General features: G+C 72.9%; 14 protein-coding genes. 1 reads left to right on the top strand and 13 read right to left on the bottom strand.

Going from position 1 to position 19,212, the window contains the following annotated elements:
- Positions 1-36: 36 nt before the first annotated feature.
- The 9 genes from ACFYQ6_RS32085 to ACFYQ6_RS32045 form a co-directional block, all read right to left on the bottom strand.
- A complete protein-coding gene (locus ACFYQ6_RS32085; RefSeq protein ID WP_388766361.1) occupies positions 37-318 on the bottom strand; it encodes a chaplin in 282 nt (93 codons plus the stop codon).
- A 110-nt stretch (positions 319-428) separates the two neighbouring features.
- The gene (locus ACFYQ6_RS32080; RefSeq protein ID WP_388766359.1) at positions 429-1,592 is read right to left on the bottom strand and encodes a GNAT family N-acetyltransferase; all 1,164 of its coding nucleotides are present in this window, start codon (positions 1,590-1,592) and stop codon (positions 429-431) included.
- Complete coding sequence (locus ACFYQ6_RS32075; protein WP_388766356.1) at positions 1,589-2,269, bottom strand: YveK family protein; 681 nt, start codon at positions 2,267-2,269, stop codon at positions 1,589-1,591. The genes ACFYQ6_RS32080 and ACFYQ6_RS32075 overlap by 4 nt, the downstream gene beginning before the upstream one ends.
- Positions 2,266-3,402, bottom strand: coding sequence for a glycosyltransferase (locus tag ACFYQ6_RS32070; RefSeq protein ID WP_361582151.1), 1,137 nt, complete (start codon positions 3,400-3,402; stop codon positions 2,266-2,268). Before ACFYQ6_RS32070 ends, ACFYQ6_RS32075 begins: the two co-directional genes overlap by 4 nt.
- Entirely contained in the window at positions 3,399-4,169 is a 771-nt protein-coding gene (locus ACFYQ6_RS32065) for a polysaccharide deacetylase family protein (RefSeq protein WP_361582148.1), read from the bottom strand. The genes ACFYQ6_RS32070 and ACFYQ6_RS32065 overlap by 4 nt, the downstream gene beginning before the upstream one ends.
- Positions 4,159-5,784, bottom strand: a complete 1,626-nt coding sequence (locus ACFYQ6_RS32060; RefSeq protein WP_361582146.1) for a lipid II flippase MurJ — start codon at positions 5,782-5,784, stop codon at positions 4,159-4,161. The genes ACFYQ6_RS32065 and ACFYQ6_RS32060 overlap by 11 nt, the downstream gene beginning before the upstream one ends.
- Positions 5,781-7,163: an O-antigen ligase family protein gene (locus ACFYQ6_RS32055; protein WP_388766353.1), complete on the bottom strand. Its 1,383-nt coding sequence runs from the start codon at positions 7,161-7,163 to the stop codon at positions 5,781-5,783. The genes ACFYQ6_RS32060 and ACFYQ6_RS32055 overlap by 4 nt, the downstream gene beginning before the upstream one ends.
- Positions 7,164-7,166: 3 nt before the next feature.
- The gene (locus ACFYQ6_RS32050) at positions 7,167-8,624 is read right to left on the bottom strand and encodes a sugar transferase (RefSeq protein ID WP_388766351.1); all 1,458 of its coding nucleotides are present in this window, start codon (positions 8,622-8,624) and stop codon (positions 7,167-7,169) included.
- On the bottom strand, positions 8,621-9,796 hold the full coding sequence (locus ACFYQ6_RS32045; RefSeq protein ID WP_361582141.1) for a glycosyltransferase family 4 protein: 1,176 nt from the start codon (positions 9,794-9,796) through the stop codon (positions 8,621-8,623). Before ACFYQ6_RS32045 ends, ACFYQ6_RS32050 begins: the two co-directional genes overlap by 4 nt.
- A 587-nt stretch (positions 9,797-10,383) precedes the next feature.
- Between ACFYQ6_RS32045 and pgm the strand changes: the two genes are divergently transcribed.
- Positions 10,384-12,030 (top strand): phosphoglucomutase (alpha-D-glucose-1,6-bisphosphate-dependent), encoded by a 1,647-nt coding sequence (gene pgm, locus ACFYQ6_RS32040; RefSeq protein ID WP_361582138.1) that lies wholly within the window; start codon positions 10,384-10,386, stop codon positions 12,028-12,030.
- Positions 12,031-12,371: 341 nt separating this feature from the next.
- Here the strand turns inward: pgm and rho are convergent, their stop codons facing one another.
- The 4 genes from rho to mutA form a co-directional block, all read right to left on the bottom strand.
- Positions 12,372-13,511, bottom strand: a complete 1,140-nt coding sequence (rho, locus tag ACFYQ6_RS32035; RefSeq protein WP_388766349.1) for a transcription termination factor Rho — start codon at positions 13,509-13,511, stop codon at positions 12,372-12,374.
- A 399-nt stretch (positions 13,512-13,910) separates the two neighbouring features.
- Positions 13,911-14,966, bottom strand: coding sequence for a methylmalonyl Co-A mutase-associated GTPase MeaB (gene meaB / locus ACFYQ6_RS32030; RefSeq protein WP_361582132.1), 1,056 nt, complete (start codon positions 14,964-14,966; stop codon positions 13,911-13,913).
- 11 nt (positions 14,967-14,977) lie between these two features.
- On the bottom strand, positions 14,978-17,221 hold the full coding sequence (scpA, locus tag ACFYQ6_RS32025; RefSeq protein ID WP_361582129.1) for a methylmalonyl-CoA mutase: 2,244 nt from the start codon (positions 17,219-17,221) through the stop codon (positions 14,978-14,980).
- A complete protein-coding gene (mutA, locus tag ACFYQ6_RS32020; protein WP_361582126.1) occupies positions 17,221-19,077 on the bottom strand; it encodes a methylmalonyl-CoA mutase small subunit in 1,857 nt (618 codons plus the stop codon). Before mutA ends, scpA begins: the two co-directional genes overlap by 1 nt.
- Between the last annotated feature and the right edge of the window lie 135 nt (positions 19,078-19,212).

The raw sequence follows: 19,212 nt of genomic DNA, 5'->3' as shown, positions 1-19,212 counted from the left end.
GCGGAGAGCGGAGGCCCTGAGGGACCTGTCAGGAGATCAGTGGCCGTAGCCGTACTCACCCTTGTCCTCGTGGCTGTCCGAGACGTTCGCGCACGTGTTGCCGAACGCCGGGTTCAGCAGCGCGATCACGTTCACGGTGTTGCCGCAGACGTTGACCGGGACGTGCACGGGCACCTGGACGACGTTGCCCGAAAGGACGCCGGGGGAGTGGGCCGCGACGGCCCCCGCCCCGGAGTCGGCGGTGGCCATGCCCGCACCGCCGGCCATGAGGGCACCGGTTCCGGCGACGACGGCGGCCACCTTCGAGATACGCGACATCAGTTCTCCTTGAGAAGGGGTGACGGGTCGCCGGGAAGGCGACCGTTGTGCTCTGAGAACGCGTAAGTCCGCAGACGGTAACGGATCACCGCAAAAGTCATCATCTAGGATCAACTCCACCCGACCCACGCGCGCCCGGCCGACGGGAGCTCGCGCAGCACACCGCGCCAGTCCCGCGCCGACGGGAAGCGGGCCTTCACACTCCGGGCCGCCCGGTCCCGTGCGGCCACCTGCGCCTCACGCATCCGCAGCACCGGTTCGAGCGAGGAACGTGCCAGCAGCAGCCGCTGGTTGGGCACGGGCACGGGAGCCCAGTGGCCCTTGTACTGCTCCGAACCGCGCAGCAGACTCAGGGTTCCCCGCGCCGGGCCGGCCGCCTCGCGTGCCAGCTCGCGCATGAGCATCGAGGAGACGTCCACCCGCTGCCTGAGCCCGGGATCGGCGCCGTACAGGTATCCGCCCGTCAGCTGCGAGGACCGCAGCGTCAGATCGGCGGCCACCACCTGCCCGTCGAGCACGAACTCCTTGAGGGCGGCCTCGCCGTCGCGGACCATCCTGCGGGTGGAACGCACCAGATGGGCGCTGAAACGGGACCGCAGATGCTCCGCGTTGACCCCCCGGCCCGTCCACTGGAGTTCGTGCAGCCTCAGCAGGTTGCCGATCGCGACCGCCACCCGGTGGACGGGCACCTCGTGGCACTCGATCCCCATCTTGTCGATCTTGCGCAGCTTGGCCCGCGCCCGCTGTGCGCGTGGCCCGGGCATCCGCCCGATGAGGAGGTCGATGGGTTCGGCGGGCAGCTCCAGGCAGGTCGAGTCGGTGAGGCTGCTCCGCGCGCCGGACCAGGCGTCTGCCAGCAGGTGCGCCGAGGAGCCGGGCCTCACCTCGCGCAGGTCGAGGACCGTGTGCGTGGCGGCGCGGTGGAGCCCGCGTTCCAGAGCCGTGACCGCGCCGTGCGGGTCCTCGCCGTCCACCAGGATGTCGAAGTAGTCGGAGATCGCACCGCCCATCGGCACCAGCAGCGGCATGGGCCGGTGCGCGAGCATCAGCGGGGCCGCGCCGATCAGCCGTCCGTTGCGGCGTGCCAGGACGACCCGGAGCCTGCCGGGGGTCCCGTAGGAGAGCCACCACGAGTGCAGCCACGCATGGCTCTGGAACGGTGTGGCGGTAGGGCAGCGGCGGTGCAGCGCGTCCCACTCGTCGGCGAGGCCGGTGAACTCCGGAAGATCCCGGCAGAGGGTGACGGTGAGCCGTCCACGGAGGTCCGCTCTCATCGTGCGAGCTCCCGTTCTCCGGCCGGGGTGGCGGCCGTGCCGCCCTGGGCGGGGCCCGGCACCTGGGCGGTGACGTCCCGGCGGCCGGCCCGGGGCCGCACGAGCAGGACCAGCCCGCCGGCCAGTCCGCCCGCGCTCGCCCCCACCGCGGTGCCCAGCGGAACGGACGGGGAGACGGGATCGCCGGGCGGCACCGCGTGGGAGAACTTGACCAGCTTCACGCCGGTCTCCTTCGCGACGTGCCCGCTGCTGACGACCATGGCCTCGGTCACCGCGTTGGCGATGTCCGCGGCCCGGTCCGGGTCCTGCGACGTACCGGTGATCGAGATCATGGGTGAGTCGGGGGAGGTCTCGGACAGCACGTGCGTGCGCAGCTCGCGTACCGGCTCACCGGCCGCCCCCTTGGCGTAGCCGAGGGTGGCGTCGCTGGTCGCGAGGCGGCCGTAGGACTGCGCGTACCCCAGTGCCGCGGCCGGGTCGACGTCCTTCCCCGCGGTGACCATGGCGTAACCGGTGGCCGCGTACTCGGGTGCGGCGAGCATTCCGTACGAGAATCCGCACGCGGCCCCGAGCAGGACACACGCGGGCAGGGGCCACCAACTGGGCCGTACGAATGCGGGGCGGAGCCTGCGGAACCGTCCGGGGACGGCCGGCTCCTGCGCGGGCGAATCGGTCATGGGTGTGCTCTCTCGGTCGTGGTGACGGGGGCGGTGGCCTGTGCGTAGACGTCCATGAGGCGCCGGCTGCTGAGCCTGATGTCGTAGTGGTCGAGGTCGGGCGGCGGAGGCAGCCGACGGGTGCCGCCCGCCCGCAGACGCCTCAGCGCGGCTGTCAGTTCGCCCGTGGGTTCCCCGGAGGAGGACCCGATACGGATCGTCCCCGGCACCGGGCCCGGCAGGTCCTCGATGGCCGGACAGGCCGCGTGGACCACGGGCAGCCCGGAGGCCAGCGCCTCGACCGCGGCCAGCCCGAAGGACTCCTCACGGGACGCCGAGACGAACGCGTCCACCGCGCCGAGCACGGCGGGGACACCCGGGGCCGTGCCCGCGGTGCCGCACTCCCCGAGGAACCGGACGCGGGCCTCCACGCCCAGCCGCGCGGCGAGCGCCCGCAGCGGCCCGGCTTCCGGGCCGTCCCCCGCCAGTACGAGCCAAGCGCCCGGCAGGGCCGCGACGGCGCGCAGCGCCACGTCGAAGCGCTTGCCGGGTACGAGCCTGCCCACACCGCCGGCCACGAAGGCACCCTCGGGGATCCCCAGCAGCGCGCGGGTGGCACGGCGCAGGCCGGCGTCGAAGCGGAACGCGGCCACGTCGACGCCGTTGGGCACGGTGTGGATGCGGGCGGAGGGCACCCCCCAGTCGCGGAGCCGGGCGGCGACCGTCTCGGACACGGCTACCGTCGCCGCGCCGAGCCGCTCGGTGCGCAGATACAGCTCCTTGGTGCCGCGGGTCAGCGGGCGGCCCTCGATCTCCGCGTGCCCCAGCGAGTGTTCCGTCGACACCACAGGGGTGCCGGCGAGCCGCGCGGCGATCCGGCCGTAGACGCACGCCCGGTACAGGTGCGTGTGCACGAGGTCGTACGAGCCACTGCGGATGAGCCGGGCGAGCCTGGGCACGGCGGCGAGGTCACGGTTGCTCCGCATCCCCAGATGCAGGACACGGACGCCGTCGGCGCGCAGCCCCTCCGCGACGGCACCCGGGTTGGTGAGCGTCACGACGTCGCAGCGCACCGGCAGATGACGCACCAGCAGCCGCAGCTGCTGCTCCGCCCCGCCGACACCGAGACCGGTGATGACATGCAGCGCCCTCACCCGGCTTCACCCGCCCCGGCGGGGGCGGCGGAGCGGTACCGCAGCCGGTGCCGCACCTCCTTGGCCCGCAGCCGGGCCCCCCGGTCCGCGTGGCTGACGTGGGTGCGCGCGAGGGCGAGTGGTCCCGTCAGGGTTCCGGGGACGAGGGCGCAGCCGTACGCGTATCCCGCGTCCCGCACCGCGCCGAGGACCCGCCGGTCGGCCGTGCCGTACGGATAGCAGAAGCCCGCCGGGGCCTCCCCGGTGATACGGGCCAGCGCTTCCCGGCTGCCCAGCGTCTCCCCGCGCAGCTCGTCGTCGGACAGCTCCGTCAGGTCCCGGTGGAGCAGGCCGTGGGAGCCCACCTCCATGCCGGCGGCGGCGACCGTGCGGATTCCCTCCTCGGTCAGCAGCGGTTTGCGAGGGCCCAGCGGATCCCAGGTGTTGGAGCCGCCCGGCCGGCCCGGCAGGACGAACACGGTGGCGGTGCAGCCGTGCGCGAGCAGAACGGGGAACGCCTCGTCGAGGAAGTCGGCGTACCCGTCGTCGAAGGTCAGCCCGACCAGACCGCGCCCGCCGGCGGCCCGGTCGCGCAGCAGGGCAGAGACGCCCACCCCGGTCAGCCCCCGGCGTCGCAGCCAGGTCAGCTGCTCGTCCAGGCGGCGTGCGGAGACGGTGATGCCGTACGGATCGTCCGCCGGATCGCTCACCGAGTGATAGGTGAGGATCCACGGCTGGGACCGTCGGGGGAGCGTGCGTGCGAAGGGCGGCGAGGTGTCAGCGGCCATGGGGGAACCTCTGTCGGACGAGGGCCAGCAGATGCAGGGCTTCGGGGGCTCTGAGGACGAGGGAGGTGAGGAGGAACGCGAGGGGGACGACGAGACAGCCGGCCACCAGGCCGGGCAGGGCTCCCGGTACGAGGCCGGCGGCCGAGAGCCCGGCCGCTGCCGCAGCCGTCGCCGACACCGCCGGACGGACCAGGGAGAGGGCGACCGTCCCGGTCCGGACCGCCACCGCCCGCGCACGGAGCCCCAGGAGCATCGCCAGGGCCGCCGTGCTGATGCCCGCCGCGTTGGCGGCGGCGATGCCGGCCACTCCGAACGGAGCGGTCAGGACCGCCCCCGCACCGGTGGTCACCACGAGGCCCGCGCCCATCGCGCCGAGCGGGTACCAGGTGGGTCTGCCCGTCGAGAAGAACGGCCGGCACAGGGCGCCGACCAGCGTGTGGCCGAGCAGACCGAGCGCGTAGACGCGCATGACTCCCGCTGTGGCGGTCGTGTCCGCCGCGTCGAAGGCGCCCCGTTGGAACAGGACCTCGATGATCTGCGGCGCGCATCCGAACACCACGGCGGTGCCCAGCAGAACCACGGTGCCCGCCAGCGCGAGGTCGCGTTCGACCCGTTGACGTGCGCCTTCCCGGTCACCGGAAGCCATGGCCCGTGCGACGACGGGGAAGGTGACGGTGCAGATCATCATCGACAGCACCATCGGCAGCTGCGCGACCTTCTGCGCGTAGTTGAGGTGGGAGATCGCCCCGTCCGGCAGGGACGAGGCGAGGAACCGCTCGACGAGCACCTGCGACTGACGGCTCAGCACGAACAGGACGACCGGCGCCAGTACCGTCGCGCCGAGCAGGGCCGGGCCGTGCACCCGGCGTTCCTTCCGGCCCTTCCGTCCGCGCGCGGCGGGCACCAGCCGTACGAACGTGGGCAGCAGGGTCAGGATCATGAGCAGGCTGCCCACCGCCACCCCGGCGGCGGCGGCGCGCACACCCCACACGGAGTGCAGCGCCAGGGTCATCCCGATGATGCCGGCGTTGTACGCGATGTAGACCCCGGCGGGAGCCAGGAAACGGCCGTGCGCCCGCAGGGCCGCGCTGAAGTAACCCGTGACGCCGAACGTCAGGACCGTGACGGCCGTCAGGCGGGTGCAGTCCACGGCGAGCCGGGGATCGTCCAGCCCGGGGGCCAGGACGGCGACGGCCCAGGGGGCGCCCCAGACCAGCAGGGCGCCTGCGCAGGCCAGCGCGGCGGACAGCCGGGGCAGGGTCGCCGCCACCAGGGCGCGTACGGGGTCCTGCGCCTGCCCGCCGGAGGCGCGCCGGGTCAACGCCAGGCTGAACGCGGGCACGAGCAGCAGCGCCATGCCGTCCTCGATCAGCAGCGTGGCCGCCATCTCCGGCACGGTCCAGGCGATCAGGAAGGCGTCACTGGCGTGACTGGCGCCGAAGAGCCGGGCGACGGCCTGGTCCCGGACGAGACCCAGCAGGGCCGCGACGACGGTCAGCCCCGCCGCGCCGCCCGCCGCCCGGGCCAGAAAGCGCCCGGGACCTGCCGGGGTGTCAGGCGTGGGCGGTGTGGTGGCCCTCGCCTCCGCGGCCGTACCCGCGGCGGTGCCGCTCACGCCGCGGCCGTCCTCTCCGGCTCGGCGAGCGCCCACCACGCGGCCAGGCCGAGCACGATCCCGGTGAGCACGGTGGAAGGGCCGCCGATGTCCGCGTACAGGAAGTCGACGGTCTGCCAGGTCATCAGGCCGACCGCGGCGAGACCGCAGTCGACGGCGGCGGATCCCCGCTTCCGAGCCGACAGCAGTCGGTGTACGCCTGCGGCCAGGAGGGCCGCCCACGACCCGGCCAGCGCGGTGAGACCGATCAGCCCCTGCTCGCTGAGCACCAGCAGGTACATGTTGTGCGGGGAGAGCAGCGGCTGCCTTCGGAACTCCTGGCCGGCCCCCGCCGTGTCGCTCCCCGCGGAGAGCCCGATCGAGGCGTGCGCGTCCCGGTGTGCGGGGAAGCCCTTGAGGCCGACCCCGGCGGCCGGATGCTCGCGCCACATGCCCTCGGCCGCAGCCCACATCGTGTAGCGGTCGTTGACCGACCGGTCCGGCGCACTCGCCACCTGGGTGATGCTGGTGAGCCGCTGCGAGATCATCTCGGAGCCGACGCCGAAACCGCCGACGAGCACCACTCCGGCCGCGCCCAGCACCGCCAGTGCGCGGACCGCCTGCCGGAACCCGGTCAGCGCGATGACGACGAGGGCTCCGGCCGCCGTCGCGATCCAGGCGCCCCGGCTGAAGGACAACGCGAGCGGGACGACGAGCAGCGCGGCGGTCACCGGGGCCCAGGGCCGCACCCACCGGGGGACGCCCGCAGGGGTGCGCAGCGCGTACGCCGCCGCCGCGACCAGCCCGTAGCCGACGACCGTGGCCATGCCCATCACGTCGCCGGGGCCGAAGGTGCCGACCGCGCGGATGTCCTCGCCCATGTACGAGGCGCCGGAGCCGGTGGCGTACTGGTGGATGCCTGTCGTGCCCTGGACGAGAGCGAGCAGGACGAGCGCGCCGGTGAGGATCCGGAAGTCCCGAGCGTCCCGCACCAGCAGCAGGACCGCGGCGGGTACCAGGACGAAGACCTGTAGATGACGTACGAAGCCCGGCAGGGCCGCCGCCGGGTCCGCGGCGCACACCGTGGCCAGGGCGATACCCGCGGCGGGCAGGCCCAGCACGAGCGCCGCGGCCGGGGTGAGCGGCCGCCGCCGCAGGAACAGCAGGTGCCCGGCGCAGACCAGGACGGCCACGCCCGACAGGAGATCGGCCGCCGTCGCGCCGAGTGTGGCACCGCCCTCGGCGCCCTCGAAGGGGACGGCCACCAGCAGGACGGTCGCGACCAGCGGCAGCAGCGGCCATCGGCTGCGCCAGGTGCGGTGGAGCGCGGTGGCCGCGCCGGGGTCGGGCGGCAGCACGTCCGCCCGGGGGGCGGGTGGCGCGGTCACGGTGAGCGTCACGGTTCAGCTGCCCCCCAGCCGGAACACCGAGCCGGCCGTGCGAGCGAGCACGCACATGTCCTGCCACAGCGACCATGTCTCGATGTACCTGTTGTCGAAGCGCGCCCGGTCCTCGATCGAGGTGTCGCCGCGCAGACCGTGCACCTGCGCGAGCCCTGTGATGCCCACCGGCATCCGGTGCCGGGCCCGGTAGCCGGGATACGCGCGGCTGAACTGCTCGACGAAATAGGGACGCTCGGGGCGGGGCCCGACAAGGCTCATGTCACCGCGCACCACGTTCCACAACTGGGGCAGTTCGTCGAGCGACGTCCTGCGCAGCATCCTGCCGACGCGGCTCATGCGCCCGTCCGCGGACACGTTCCACCGGGTGGCCGACTCGTGCGCGTCCGCCGGCCGCAGGGTGCGGAACTTCAGCAGGACGAAAGGCCGTCCGTCCCGGCCGATGCGCTCCTGCCGGAAGAGGGCGCCGGGGCCGTCGCACAGGCGTACGGCGAGGGCGCACGTGGCCATCACCGGAGCGGCGAGGACCAGGGCGATCGCCGCCAGCGTGGCGTCCATGGCCCGCTTCACCCGGAATCCCACCGGCCGGTGCGGTCCGGTGTGCAGCGCGTGGACGGCGAAACCCCACACATGGTCGGGCCGGGCGGTGCTCCTGAACCGTGCGGCCGTCCGCTGATCGGTGATCAGCCACACCCGGCAGCCGTGCCGGGCGAACAGCGCGAAGAGCTCCTCTCCGTCCGGCGCGGTCTCGGGCGCGACCGTGAAGACCACGTGCCGCACCGAGTTCTGGATCACCGCACGGCCGGCGTCCTGCACCGACGTGAGGACGGGCAGCGGGGAGTCGTCGTCGGGGCGGGAGCCCACCCGGCCGACCGGCCGCATCCCGTAGCGCGGATGCTCCTGCAGCACGGAACTGATCCGGTCGGCCGCCGGCCCGTCACCCACGATCAGCGTGGACTGCGGATCGCGGGCGGCCGACCGGATCCGGGCCCGGTGCACGAGGGCGCGCAGCGCGCAGCTCAGCAGCGTCTGGGCGAGGGCCGCGCAGCCCAGAGCCGCCCAGCCCGGCACGTGCCGGGAACCGTACACCGCCATCACCTCGGCGGTGGTGTACCACTGCACCAGGGCGAGACCGGACAGTGCGGGCAGCTCGGCCAGGACGGACGGGGACAGCCCGGTCCTGTACAGGCCCCGGTAGGCGTTCAGGAGGAGCTGGGCCACGCCCTGGAGGAGGAGCACGACCGGGGGCCAGGGCCACGGGGCGGCCAGCGCCACTGCCAGCCCGAGCGCCAGGCAGTCGCCGGCCACGAGGGCGGCCGGAGCGGCCCGGCGCCTGCGGCCCGCCAGGGCCGGGGCCGACGGCCCGCCGCTTCCGTTGCGCGGCGGGCGGATCGCGTACGCCGCGCGCCGCACGGCGGTCGCCTGGGCGGCTCGGGGGACAGGTGCACTCTCCGTGGTCATCGCTCGGTGCGCTTCCTCGTCATGGTGCGGGACTGGCCGACAACTTCCTCGTAGAGGCCCAGGACCGCTCCGGCCGTCTTCGTCACGTCGAAGACCGAGCGGGTGCGCCTCTGTGCCGTGCGACCCAGCTCGGTCCGCAGCGCCGGATCGGTCAGCAGGGCGGTGAGTGCGGCCGCGAGAGCCGGGGGGTCCTCCGGCGGCACGAGACAGTGGGCCGCGTGCCCGGGGGGCAGGCTCTCCCTCGCTCCGTTCACGTCGGAGAGCAGTACGGGAACGCCACAGGCCATGGCTTCCAGGGGAGCCAGCGCCATGCCCTCCCAGCGGGAGGGCAGCACCAGCAGATCCGCCGCATGGATCCACGTCCGCACATCCGCGCTCGCCCCGGCGAACAGCACGCCGGGCGGTGCGTCACGCCGCAGCCGCTCCGCGTACGGTCCGTCGCCGACGAGTACGAGCCGGGCCCCGGACACGGAGGCCGACCGCCATGCGCGCAGCAGGACGTCCTGGCCCTTCTGCCGGCTCAGCCGTCCGACGCACACGACCAGGGGCGCGTCCGCGGGGACATCGCCGAGCAGCGGGAGCGCGGCACGGGCCGCCACCGAGGCCTCCGCGCCGGCAGGCCGGAAGCGGGTGAGGTCGATCCCGTTGTGGATCACCGACCAGCGCGCGGTGATGCCCGCGAGCAGCCCGGCGCGACGCTCCGACTCGCTGACGCAGAGGATGCGGTCGCTCCAGCGTGCCGCGAGCCGCTCCCACGCCCTCGCGCGTCCGGCTGCCCTGCCCTCCAGGGCCTCGAACGACCAGGCGTGCGGCTGGAACACGGTCGGAACCCGGCCGCGTACGGCCAGCCGGCCGGCGAGACCCGCCTTCGAGCTGTGGGCGTGGACCACGTCGGGGGCGCAGGCACGGATCAGACGGCTCGCCGTGGCGACCTCCCGCACCAGCCCGGGGCCTGGAGCGCGCTCCGCCGGCCATACGCGGACGCGGGCCCCGGCGGTGGCGGCCCCGTCCGCCAGCGGTCCCCCCGCCGGGCAGGCCACGACGGGGCGCAGCCCTGCCCGGACCTGAGCCGCGACGAGGTCGGTGACGACCCGGGCGACGCCGCCCTCCACAGGCTGGACCAGGTGAAGGACCGTCAGCCGGTTTTCCTCGGAACAACTCTTCTGCAGCACACACGGCTCGCTTTCACATGCCCCCGAGGAACCGGTTCGGTAAACACCGGCGGTAAGGAATATGGCGGCGGAGTTCAAGTGGGTGAAACCGAAACGCACTGTGACAGACCATGGGTGGGAAAACACGTACGACTCGCGCGCGTGTCCGCTCGGATTGCCCGTGAGGGGGCCTTCCGTCACCGGCTCCCGAATGCTGCGGCGTGTCAACCCACGGTGACCGCATTTGCACCCGGCGGTGGCGCATGATGGCAGTGCCGTATGCCTCCCGCATCGCTACCGGGAACTCGGGAACGGGGCGCACGGTAAGGGGTGTCAATTCCCGTCGAGTTGATCCCCGGAATTCCGTCGTCCGGCGATTTCCCTCGTCCGTGTCCGGCATTCGCGACCCTGCCGCTCCTCGTCGCGCCTTCCGCGCGAACCGGCCAATCCTGCCGTTACGGCCTGGGCTCCATGGTGCTCCGGATGTACTGCTGGTTCCGTCCCCGTGCCCGGGAGTGCGGCCGACGAGGCAGTATCGGGGTACAACTCGTGATGATCGTCCGCCCCGTGGCGGTCCGCGAAAGGCCGATGAGGACAGAGGAGAAGCGATGGTTCACGAACGGGCCGGTCAGCCCGCGCAGCCCGGAGACCTGGTGGACGTGGCACGGCTGGTGACGGCCTATTACACGGTTCACCCCGACCCGGCCGAGCCGGACCAGCGCGTGGCCTTCGGCACCTCGGGCCACCGCGGCTCCGCCCTCGCGGCGGCCTTCAACGAGGACCACATCGCCGCCACGACCCAGGCCATCTGCGACTACCGCACGCGTCAGGGCACCGACGGACCGCTCTTCCTCGGTGCCGACACCCACGCGCTGTCCGAACCCGCACGGATCACAGCCGTCGAGGTGCTGGCCGCCAACGGTGCCACCGTCCTGATCGATTCGAACGACGGATACACCCCCACCCCCGCCGTCTCCCACGCGATCCTGACGTACAACCGGGACCGCACGGACGCGCTCGCCGACGGCATCGTGGTCACGCCCTCGCACAACCCGCCCGCCGACGGGGGCTTCAAGTACAACCCGCCGCACGGAGGCCCGGCCGGATCGGACGCCACCTCCTGGATCCAGGACCGGGCCAACGCCCTCATCGAGGGCGGACTCAAGGAGGTCCGCCGGATCCCGTACGCCCGCGCGCTGGCAGCCGACACCACCGGGCGCCACGACTTCCTGACCGCCTACGTCGACGACCTCCCTGCCGTCCTCGACCTGGACGCCGTACGTGATGCCGGGATCCGGATCGGAGCGGACCCCCTCGGCGGCGCGTCGGTCGCCTACTGGGGGCGGATCGCCGAACGCCACCGGCTCGACCTCACCGTGGTCAATCCTCTCGCCGACCCCACCTGGCGGTTCATGACGCTGGACTGGGACGGCAAGATCCGGATGGACTGCTCGTCGCCGTACGCCATGGCCTCCCTGATCGAGCAGCGCGACGCCTACACCATCGCCACCGGCAACGACGCCGACGCCGACCGGCACGGCATCGTCACGCCCGACGGCGGGCTGATGAACCCCAACCACTATCTGGCCGTCGCCATCCGCTATCTCTACTCCCACCGGGAGAACTGGCCCGCCGGCACGGGCATCGGCAAGACCCTGGTCTCCTCGTCCATGATCGACCGGGTGGCGGCGGACCTCGGACGGCAACTGGTCGAGGTCCCGGTCGGATTCAAGTGGTTCGTCGACGGGCTGTTCGGCGGAACCCTGGGCTTCGGTGGCGAGGAGTCCGCCGGGGCCTCCTTCCTGCGCCGCGACGGCCGGGTGTGGACCACGGACAAGGACGGCATCCTGCTCGCCCTCCTGGCCTCCGAGATCACCGCCGTCACCGGCTCCACGCCTTCCCAGCACTACGCCGAACTCACCGCACGCTTCGGCGATCCCGCCTACGCCCGGGTCGACGCGCCCGCCGGCCGCGAACAGAAGGCGGTCCTGGCCCGGCTCTCCCCGGAGCAGGTCACCGCCGACACCCTGGCCGGTGAACCGATCACCGCCGTGCTCACCCAGGCGCCGGGCAACGGCGCGGCCGTCGGAGGCCTCAAGGTCTGCACCGAGAGCGCGTGGTTCGCGGCCAGGCCCTCCGGCACGGAGGACGTCTACAAGGTGTACGCCGAGAGCTTCCAGGGCCCCGAACACCTGGCCAGGGTCCAGGACGAGGCCCGCGCGCTGGTCTCCGACGCGCTGGGCGACGCGGGCTGACCGCGTGGCGCGGCGGGCCCCGGAGCCCAGGGGCCCGCCGCGCCACGGCGTCAGAGATCTGCAGGTCGAGAGCGGCGATGGTCTCCCGGTCGGCCGGCATGTCGAGTGCCACGATCGTCGCGGCGCCGGAGATGAAAGTGATGACGGCCCTCGGGCGGCCACCGGGCGCCCACACGCCTCCGGGGACTCCGTCGACCAGAGCCGGCCGTGCCGCCTCGCGGTGGGCGATCGCCCGCAGCCGGCCCCGGTGCGACTCGAAGCGGCTCGCCAACAGCGTTTCCGCGTCCATCGGTTGCCCCCTCGCCGGTGGCCGGGGCCAGCCTGTGCGGCCGGATAACCCGTCACGCGTCCGGGACGGTCCGCCTCACCTGCCGGAGGAAGGCGGCGTTGTCCGGGGTCGTGCTGATCCGGTCCAGCAGCGCTTCGAGCGCACCCTGCCCGTCCCGCGACCGCAGGGCCCGCCGCAGCCCCCGTACGGCGGCCAGTTCCGTCGCGGGCAGCAGGAGTTCCTCGCGGCGGGTGCCGGACGGGGCGATGTCGACCGCGGGGAACACGCGCCGGTCCGCCAGCGCCCGGTCGAGGCGGAGCTCCATGTTGCCGGTGCTCTTGAGCTCCTCGAAGAAGTAGTCGTCGGCGCGCGAGCCGGTGTCCACCAGCACGGTCGCCAGCATGGTGAGCGAACCGCCCTCCTCGGCCGCCCGGGCGGCCCCGAACAGCTTCTTGGGCCCGGCGAGCGCCGAGGCGTCCACGCCACCGCTCAGGGTGCGCCCGCCGGGCCCGGCGCTGGTGTTGTACGCGCGGCACAGCCGGGTGAGGGAGTCCAGCAGGACCACGACGTCCCGGCCCTGCTCGACCAGACGTCTGGCCCGTTCCACGGCCAGATCCGCGAGCGCGATGTGTTCCTCGGCGGGCCGGTCGAACGTGGAGGAGTACACCTCGCCCCGCACGGAACGGCGCATGTCGGTGACTTCCTCGGGCCGCTCGTCCAGGAGGACCACCATCAGGTGGCACTCGGGGTGGTTGGTGGCGACCGCTGCGGCGATCTGCTGGAGCAGGACGGTCTTCCCCGTCTTCGGGGGTGCCACGATCAGGCCGCGCTGACCCTTGCCCACCGGCGACACGAGGTCGATGAGGCGCGGCGCGGGGCCGCCGCCCGGCGTCTCCAGGCGCAGCCGTTCCCGGGGGTGCAGCGGGGTGAGATCCCGGAAGTGCGGCCGGGCCCGCAGCTCGTGCGCCGGGCGCCCGTTGACCGACTCGACGAGGGACAGCGCCCGAGGACGCTCACAGACGCCTTCGACGACATCGCCCTTGCGCAGGCCGTGCTGCCGGATCAGTGAGGGCGCCACGCGGATGTCGCGGGGGGACGGCAGGCCGCCGTCGGTCCGCAGCACGCCATGTCCGCCGCTCGTGGTGTCGAGGACACCGGTGGCGCGGACGGGCTGGTTCTGCGGGATCACGGGGCGTTCGAGTGTGCTGGTCATGGTGGGTCCTTTCGCGGACACGCGGACATGGTGAGGAGAGGTCCGGCGAAGGTGAGGCGGCGCGATCACGCCTCGTGCGACGGGCTGAAGAAGCCCGGACCGGACGGAAGAGGTGGTGCGGGAAGCTGGATCGCCGGTCATCAGAAGACCGGCCGACAGCTGAGGAGAAGCACCGGCGCCCTGTGCGGTACGGGCGTTCACGTGTGCTGACCGGACCATAGCACGATCGATCCGGCAGGGAAAGAGTTCCGGCTGAGAGAGGCCCGGCAGGGTCCAGGAGCGCGACGAAGGGCTTCCCCGCCGGCGCGCAGCAAGGGGAAGCCCTTCGGAAGGCGTGCGGAAGCACTTCAGGGTCCTGCGAGGGTCAGCGGCAGAAGTCCTTCCGGGTCCCTGCGAGGGTCAGCGGCCGTCCGGCCCCGCCGAGCCCCCGCCGTCCGGCTCCGCCGAGCGCTCGCCGTCCGGCCCCGCCGAGCCCCCGCGAAATGCCTCGAGAATCTGCTCGGCCGCCAGAGTCGCCGTCAACTCCCCACCCCTTACGCGCCGTTCGAGCTCCGGAGTGAGCGTGCGCACCACGGGGTGGGTGCGGAGGCTGTCCAGCAGCTCGTCGCGGACCATCGCCCAGGTCCACTCCACCTGCTGCTCCCGGCGTCCGGCCGTCAGCCTCCCGGTCGACTCCAGGAGCGTACGGTGCTGTTCCAGCCTTTCCCACAGGGTGTCCAGACCGGTCGACTCCCTGGCGCTGCACGTGAGGACCGGGGGAGTCCAGGCCGCGTCCGCCGGGTGCATCAGCCGCAGCGCCCCCGCCAGCTCGCGCGCCGCGGAGCGGGCATCGCGTTCGTGCGGGCCGTCGGCCTTGTTGACCGCGATGACGTCGGCGAGCTCCAGCACGCCCTTCTTGATGCCCTGCAACTGATCACCGGTGCGGGCCAGGGTGAGCAGCAGGAAGGTGTCGACCATGCCGGCGACCGTGGTCTCCGACTGCCCGACGCCGACCGTCTCCACGAGCACGACGTCATAGCCCGCCGCCTCCATGACCACGATGGATTCCCGGGTGGCCTTGGCGACCCCGCCGAGCGTCCCCGCCGTGGGGGAGGGGCGCACGAACGCCCGCGGGTCCACCGCGAGCCGCTCCATCCGGGTCTTGTCACCCAGGATGGAACCGCCCGTACGGCTGGACGACGGATCCACGGCCAGCACCGCGACCCGGTGTCCGAGCCCGGTCAGCAGTGTGCCGAGCGCGTCGATGAACGTGGACTTCCCCACGCCCGGCACCCCGCTGATCCCGATCCGCCTGGCCCGCCCCGAACGGGGCAGCAACTCGCTCAGCAACCGCTGCGCCAGCACCCGGTGGTCGGGGCGGACCGACTCGACAAGGGTGATCGCGCGGGCCACGAAGGCCCGCTTCCCGTCGAGCACGCCCTTGGCGTACGCGTCGATGTCGATGTTCCGCGCCATCCGTCAGCGGCTCACAGTTCGTGGCCGAGCGCGGCACCGAGCCGCGTGACCAGGTCGTGGGCGGCGTCCGGGATGACCGTGCCGGGCGGGAACACCGCGGCGGCCCCCGCCTCGTGCAGTGCCTCGACGTCCTGCGGCGGGATCACCCCGCCCACCACGATCATGATGTCCTCGCGCCCCTCGGCGGCCAGTTCCTCACGCAGCGCCGGTACGAGCGTGAGGTGACCGGCGGCCAGCGACGAGACGCCCACGATGTGCACGTCCGCCTCGACCGCCTGCCGGGCCACCTCGCCCGGCGTCTGGAAGAGCGGGCCGACGTCGACGTCGAAGCCCAGGTCGGCGAAAGCCGTCGCGATGACCTTCTGGCCGCGGTCGTGGCCGTCCTGGCCCATCTTCGCGACGAGGATGCGCGGGCGCCGCCCCTCCGCCTCCTCGAAGCCGTCGACGAGCGCGCGGGTGCGGTCCACGGACGGGGACTCTCCTGCCTCTTTGCGGTACACCCCGGAGATCGTACGGATCTGGCCCGCGTGCCTCCCGTACACCTTCTCCAGCGCGTCCGAGATCTCGCCGACCGTGGCCATCGCCCGGGCCGCGTCGACCGCCAGCGCCAGGAGGTTGCCTTCGAGACCCGGGCCGGGATCCCGCCCCGCCGCCTCGGTCAGCGCGCGGAGCGCCGCCTGGCAGGCCTCCTCGTCGCGCTCCTCGCGCAGCCGGCGCAGTTTCTCGACCTGCTGGGCGCGCACCGAGGAGTTGTCGACCTTGAGCACGTCGATCTTCTCGTCGGTCTCCACGCGGTACTTGTTCACACCGATGACGGGCTGGCGTCCCCCGTCGATCCGTGCCTGCGTACGGGCCGCGGCCTCCTCGATGCGGAGCTTCGGGATGCCCGCGTCGATGGCCTTGGCCATGCCGCCGGCCGCCTCGACCTCCTCGATGTGCTGCCAGGCCCGCTGCGCCAGGTCGTGCGTCAGCTTCTCGACGTACGCACTGCCGCCCCACGGGTCGATGACCCGGCAGGTGCCGGACTCCTGCTGGAGCAGGAGCTGGGTGTTGCGGGCGATGCGCGCTGAGAAGTCCGTCGGCAGGGCGAGCGCCTCGTCGAGCGCGTTGGTGTGCAACGACTGGGTGTGGCCCTGGGTGGCGGCCATCGCCTCGACACAGGTGCGCGTCACGTTGTTGAACACGTCCTGCGCGGTCAGAGACCAGCCCGATGTCTGCGAATGGGTGCGCAGCGAGAGCGACTTGGAGTTCTTCGGTCCGAACTCCTTCACCAGCTTCGCCCACAGCAGCCGCGCCGCGCGCAGCTTCGCGATCTCCATGAAGAAGTTCATGCCGATCGCCCAGAAGAACGAGAGCCGCGGGGCGAAGGCGTCCACGTCCAGGCCGGCGGCCTGTCCGGCCCGGAGATACTCCACCCCGTCGGCCAGCGTGTACGCCAGCTCCAGATCGGCCGTGGCTCCGGCCTCCTGGATGTGGTAGCCGGAGATCGAGATCGAGTTGTAGCGCGGCATCTTCTGCGAGGTGAACGCGAAGATGTCGGAGATGATCCGCATCGAAGGGCCGGGCGGATAGATGTAGGTGTTGCGGACCATGAACTCCTTGAGGATGTCGTTCTGGATGGTCCCGGCCAGCTTCTCGGGCGCGACGCCCTGCTCCTCCGCGGCGACGATGTACAACGCGAGCACGGGCAGGACCGCGCCGTTCATCGTCATTGACACCGACATCCGGTCCAGCGGGATGCCGTCGAAGAGCTGCCGCATGTCGTAGATGGAGTCGATGGCCACACCCGCCATCCCGACGTCACCGGTCACCCGGGGGTGATCACTGTCGTAACCCCGGTGCGTCGGCAGGTCGAACGCGACCGACAGACCCTTCTGCCCCGCCGCCAGGTTGCGCCGGTAGAAGGCGTTCGACTCCTCGGCCGTGGAGAACCCGGCGTACTGACGGATCGTCCAGGGCTGGTTGACGTACATCGTCGGGTACGGGCCGCGCAGGTACGGCGCGATCCCCGGGTAGGTACCGAGGAAGTCGAGGCCTTCCAGATCCCGGCCGGTGTACAGCGGCTTGACGCCGATGCCCTCCGGGGTCTCCCAGAGCAGTTCCTCCTCGGGGCGGCCCGCCGAATCCTTCACCGCGGCCTGCCACCGGTCCTCGGACACCTCGGCGGGCGCCGCCCCGGTCAGTGCCACGTCGGAGAAGTCCGGAACCACGGGCGCGGGGGCCTCCGAGGGCCCGGTGATCTCAGGGGTCTGCATCACGCCACTCCCATGCGGTCGAGTACGGAGGACAGGACGGCGACCACATCGCAGCCGGCGAACACATGGACGTCGGCCCCGGCGAACGCGTCCGGCCGTCCCGCCAGGAACACCTGCTCGGCGCCCGCAGCCCGGAGGGCGGCCGTGACACCTTCCGCCTGTTCGGCGTAGAGCGCGTCCGCCGAGCACAGGCAGGCGATCGTGGCGCCGCTCGCCGCGAAGGCGGAGGCGGCGGTCGAGGCGTCGACCGAAACGGGTGCCTGGACCGGCTCGATGCCGCCCGACAGGAAGAGGTTCGCGGCGAACGAGGCCCGCGCCGTATGCGCCGAAGCCGGTCCCAGTGCGGCGAGGAAGACGCGGGGACGGCTGCCCGTGGCCGCCAGATGCCGGTCCGAGCGGGCGCGTAGCGCCTCGAACGCCTCGTCGCGCCGGACCCGGGGCAGCCCGCCGTCCCAGGAGGCGGAGGGCGCGGGCTCACGCTCGACGGGCCGCTCCGCGAGGGCCGGGAATTCGCTGACGCCGGTGACAGGCTCCTTGCGCCGTGCCAGATCCCTGCTCCGCGCCGCCCAGGTGGCCGCGATCCGCTCCCTCACCATTCCCGAGCGCAGAGCTGCGGCCTGACCGCCCGCCCGCTCGACCTCCTGGAAGAACGACCAGGCCGCGGCGGCGAGTTCTTCGGTCAGCCGCTCCACGTACCAGGAGCCGCCCGCCGGGTCGGTCACCCGGGCGAGATGCGATTCCTCGATGAGGATCGTCGAAGTGTTACGGGCGATCCGCCGGGCAAAGGCGTCCGGCAGGCCCAGCGCGTGATCGAACGGCAGCACGGTGACGGACTCGGCGCCGCCGACGCCCGCGCCCAGGCAGGCAAGCGTCGTCCGCAGCATGTTCACCCAGGGATCACGGCGGGTCATCATCACGGACGACGTCACGGCGTGCTGCCGCTGCGCGCCGGCGTCCGGGGCCCCGCAGACCTCGGCGACACGGGCCCACAGGCGCCGGGCCGCGCGCAGCTTCGCGATGGTCAGGAACTGGTCGGCCGTGGCCGCGTAACGGAACTCCAGCTGTCCGCACGCCTCCTCGACGGAGAGCCCGGCCGCCGTCAGCGCACGGAGACAGGCGACGCCCGTGGCCAGCGAGAGCCCGAGCTCCTCGGCCGCCGAACCGCCCGCCTCGTGGTACGGCAGGGCGTCCACGGCAAGTGCCCGCAGTCCGGGATACTCGCCGGAGCAGAGCCGTGCCCAGTGCACGGCTTCGGTCAGGTCCGGCTCCGCGCCGCTGCGCGCGGCGTGGCCGAAGGGATCGACGCCGAGGCTGCCCCGCACGGACCCCTTGGCGAGGCCCCGCGCCTCGCAGAGCGCGAGCAACTCCCGTGCGGCCGGCCCGGCATCGGCACCCGCGTCGAGCACCACGGGTGCGAGATCGAGGTGGACGCCCTCCAGCGCGCGGGCGAGGCCGGAGACCGGCACACCACCGGGACCGCCCACCACCAGCCACAGCGAGGTGACGCCGTTCTCCAGATCGCCGAGCAGAGCCTCGTTCAGGCGCGCGGGATCCGTGAGGGCGTGACGCTGGCGCACGTCCCAGCCGTCCGTGGTGTTCCCCGCCGCCGTGCTGCCCCGGGTGAAGGGCGCGAAGCCGGGCAGGCCTGGGTCCACCGACACGTCGGTGGAGGTGTACAGAGGGCGGGCGGTGAGCCCGTCCCCGAGCGCGGTGGACAGCGCTTCCTCGGCGGCCGAGCCCGTGACTTCCCTGCCGGACCTGCGCAGTACGCCTTCGACAAGGCTCTGCCACTGGTCGTGGGAGGGGTCGGGGAACTCGGCGGCCAGAGAGAGCCCGTCAGCAGGCAGGACCGTCATGCTCAGATGCTAGGTCAGCGCTCGGACGAGCAGCAGAGCCACAGGCTGTGACCTTGCACTCTCCGAATTGTGCGGGAATCTCTGCTTGAAGCGGCCTTGCCCCTCATCCGCCCGGGGGAGACGCGACGCCAACGC

It is taken from the genome of Streptomyces sp. NPDC005494 (genome assembly GCF_042872025.1).
Classification (GTDB): domain Bacteria; phylum Actinomycetota; class Actinomycetes; order Streptomycetales; family Streptomycetaceae; genus Streptomyces.
The sequence above is the reverse complement of the archived record's forward strand: the minus strand, read 5'-3'. Positions and strand labels throughout refer to the sequence as shown.

Excerpts from the sequence above, each read along its gene's own strand:
- scpA (WP_361582129.1), bottom strand. The coding sequence starts at position 17,221 with ATGCAGACCCCTGAGATCACCGGGCCCTCGGAGGCCCCCGCGCCCGTG.
- ACFYQ6_RS32050 (WP_388766351.1), bottom strand. The coding sequence starts at position 8,624 with ATGACCACGGAGAGTGCACCTGTCCCCCGAGCCGCCCAGGCGACCGCC.
- meaB (WP_361582132.1), bottom strand. The coding sequence starts at position 14,966 with ATGGCGCGGAACATCGACATCGACGCGTACGCCAAGGGCGTGCTCGAC.
- pgm (WP_361582138.1), top strand. The coding sequence starts at position 10,384 with ATGGTTCACGAACGGGCCGGTCAGCCCGCGCAGCCCGGAGACCTGGTG.
- ACFYQ6_RS32065 (WP_361582148.1), bottom strand. The coding sequence starts at position 4,169 with ATGGCCGCTGACACCTCGCCGCCCTTCGCACGCACGCTCCCCCGACGG.
- ACFYQ6_RS32085 (WP_388766361.1), bottom strand. The coding sequence starts at position 318 with ATGTCGCGTATCTCGAAGGTGGCCGCCGTCGTCGCCGGAACCGGTGCC.
- ACFYQ6_RS32075 (WP_388766356.1), bottom strand. The coding sequence starts at position 2,269 with ATGACCGATTCGCCCGCGCAGGAGCCGGCCGTCCCCGGACGGTTCCGC.
- rho (WP_388766349.1), bottom strand. The coding sequence starts at position 13,511 with ATGACCAGCACACTCGAACGCCCCGTGATCCCGCAGAACCAGCCCGTC.
- ACFYQ6_RS32080 (WP_388766359.1), bottom strand. The coding sequence starts at position 1,592 with ATGAGAGCGGACCTCCGTGGACGGCTCACCGTCACCCTCTGCCGGGAT.
- mutA (WP_361582126.1), bottom strand. The coding sequence starts at position 19,077 with ATGACGGTCCTGCCTGCTGACGGGCTCTCTCTGGCCGCCGAGTTCCCC.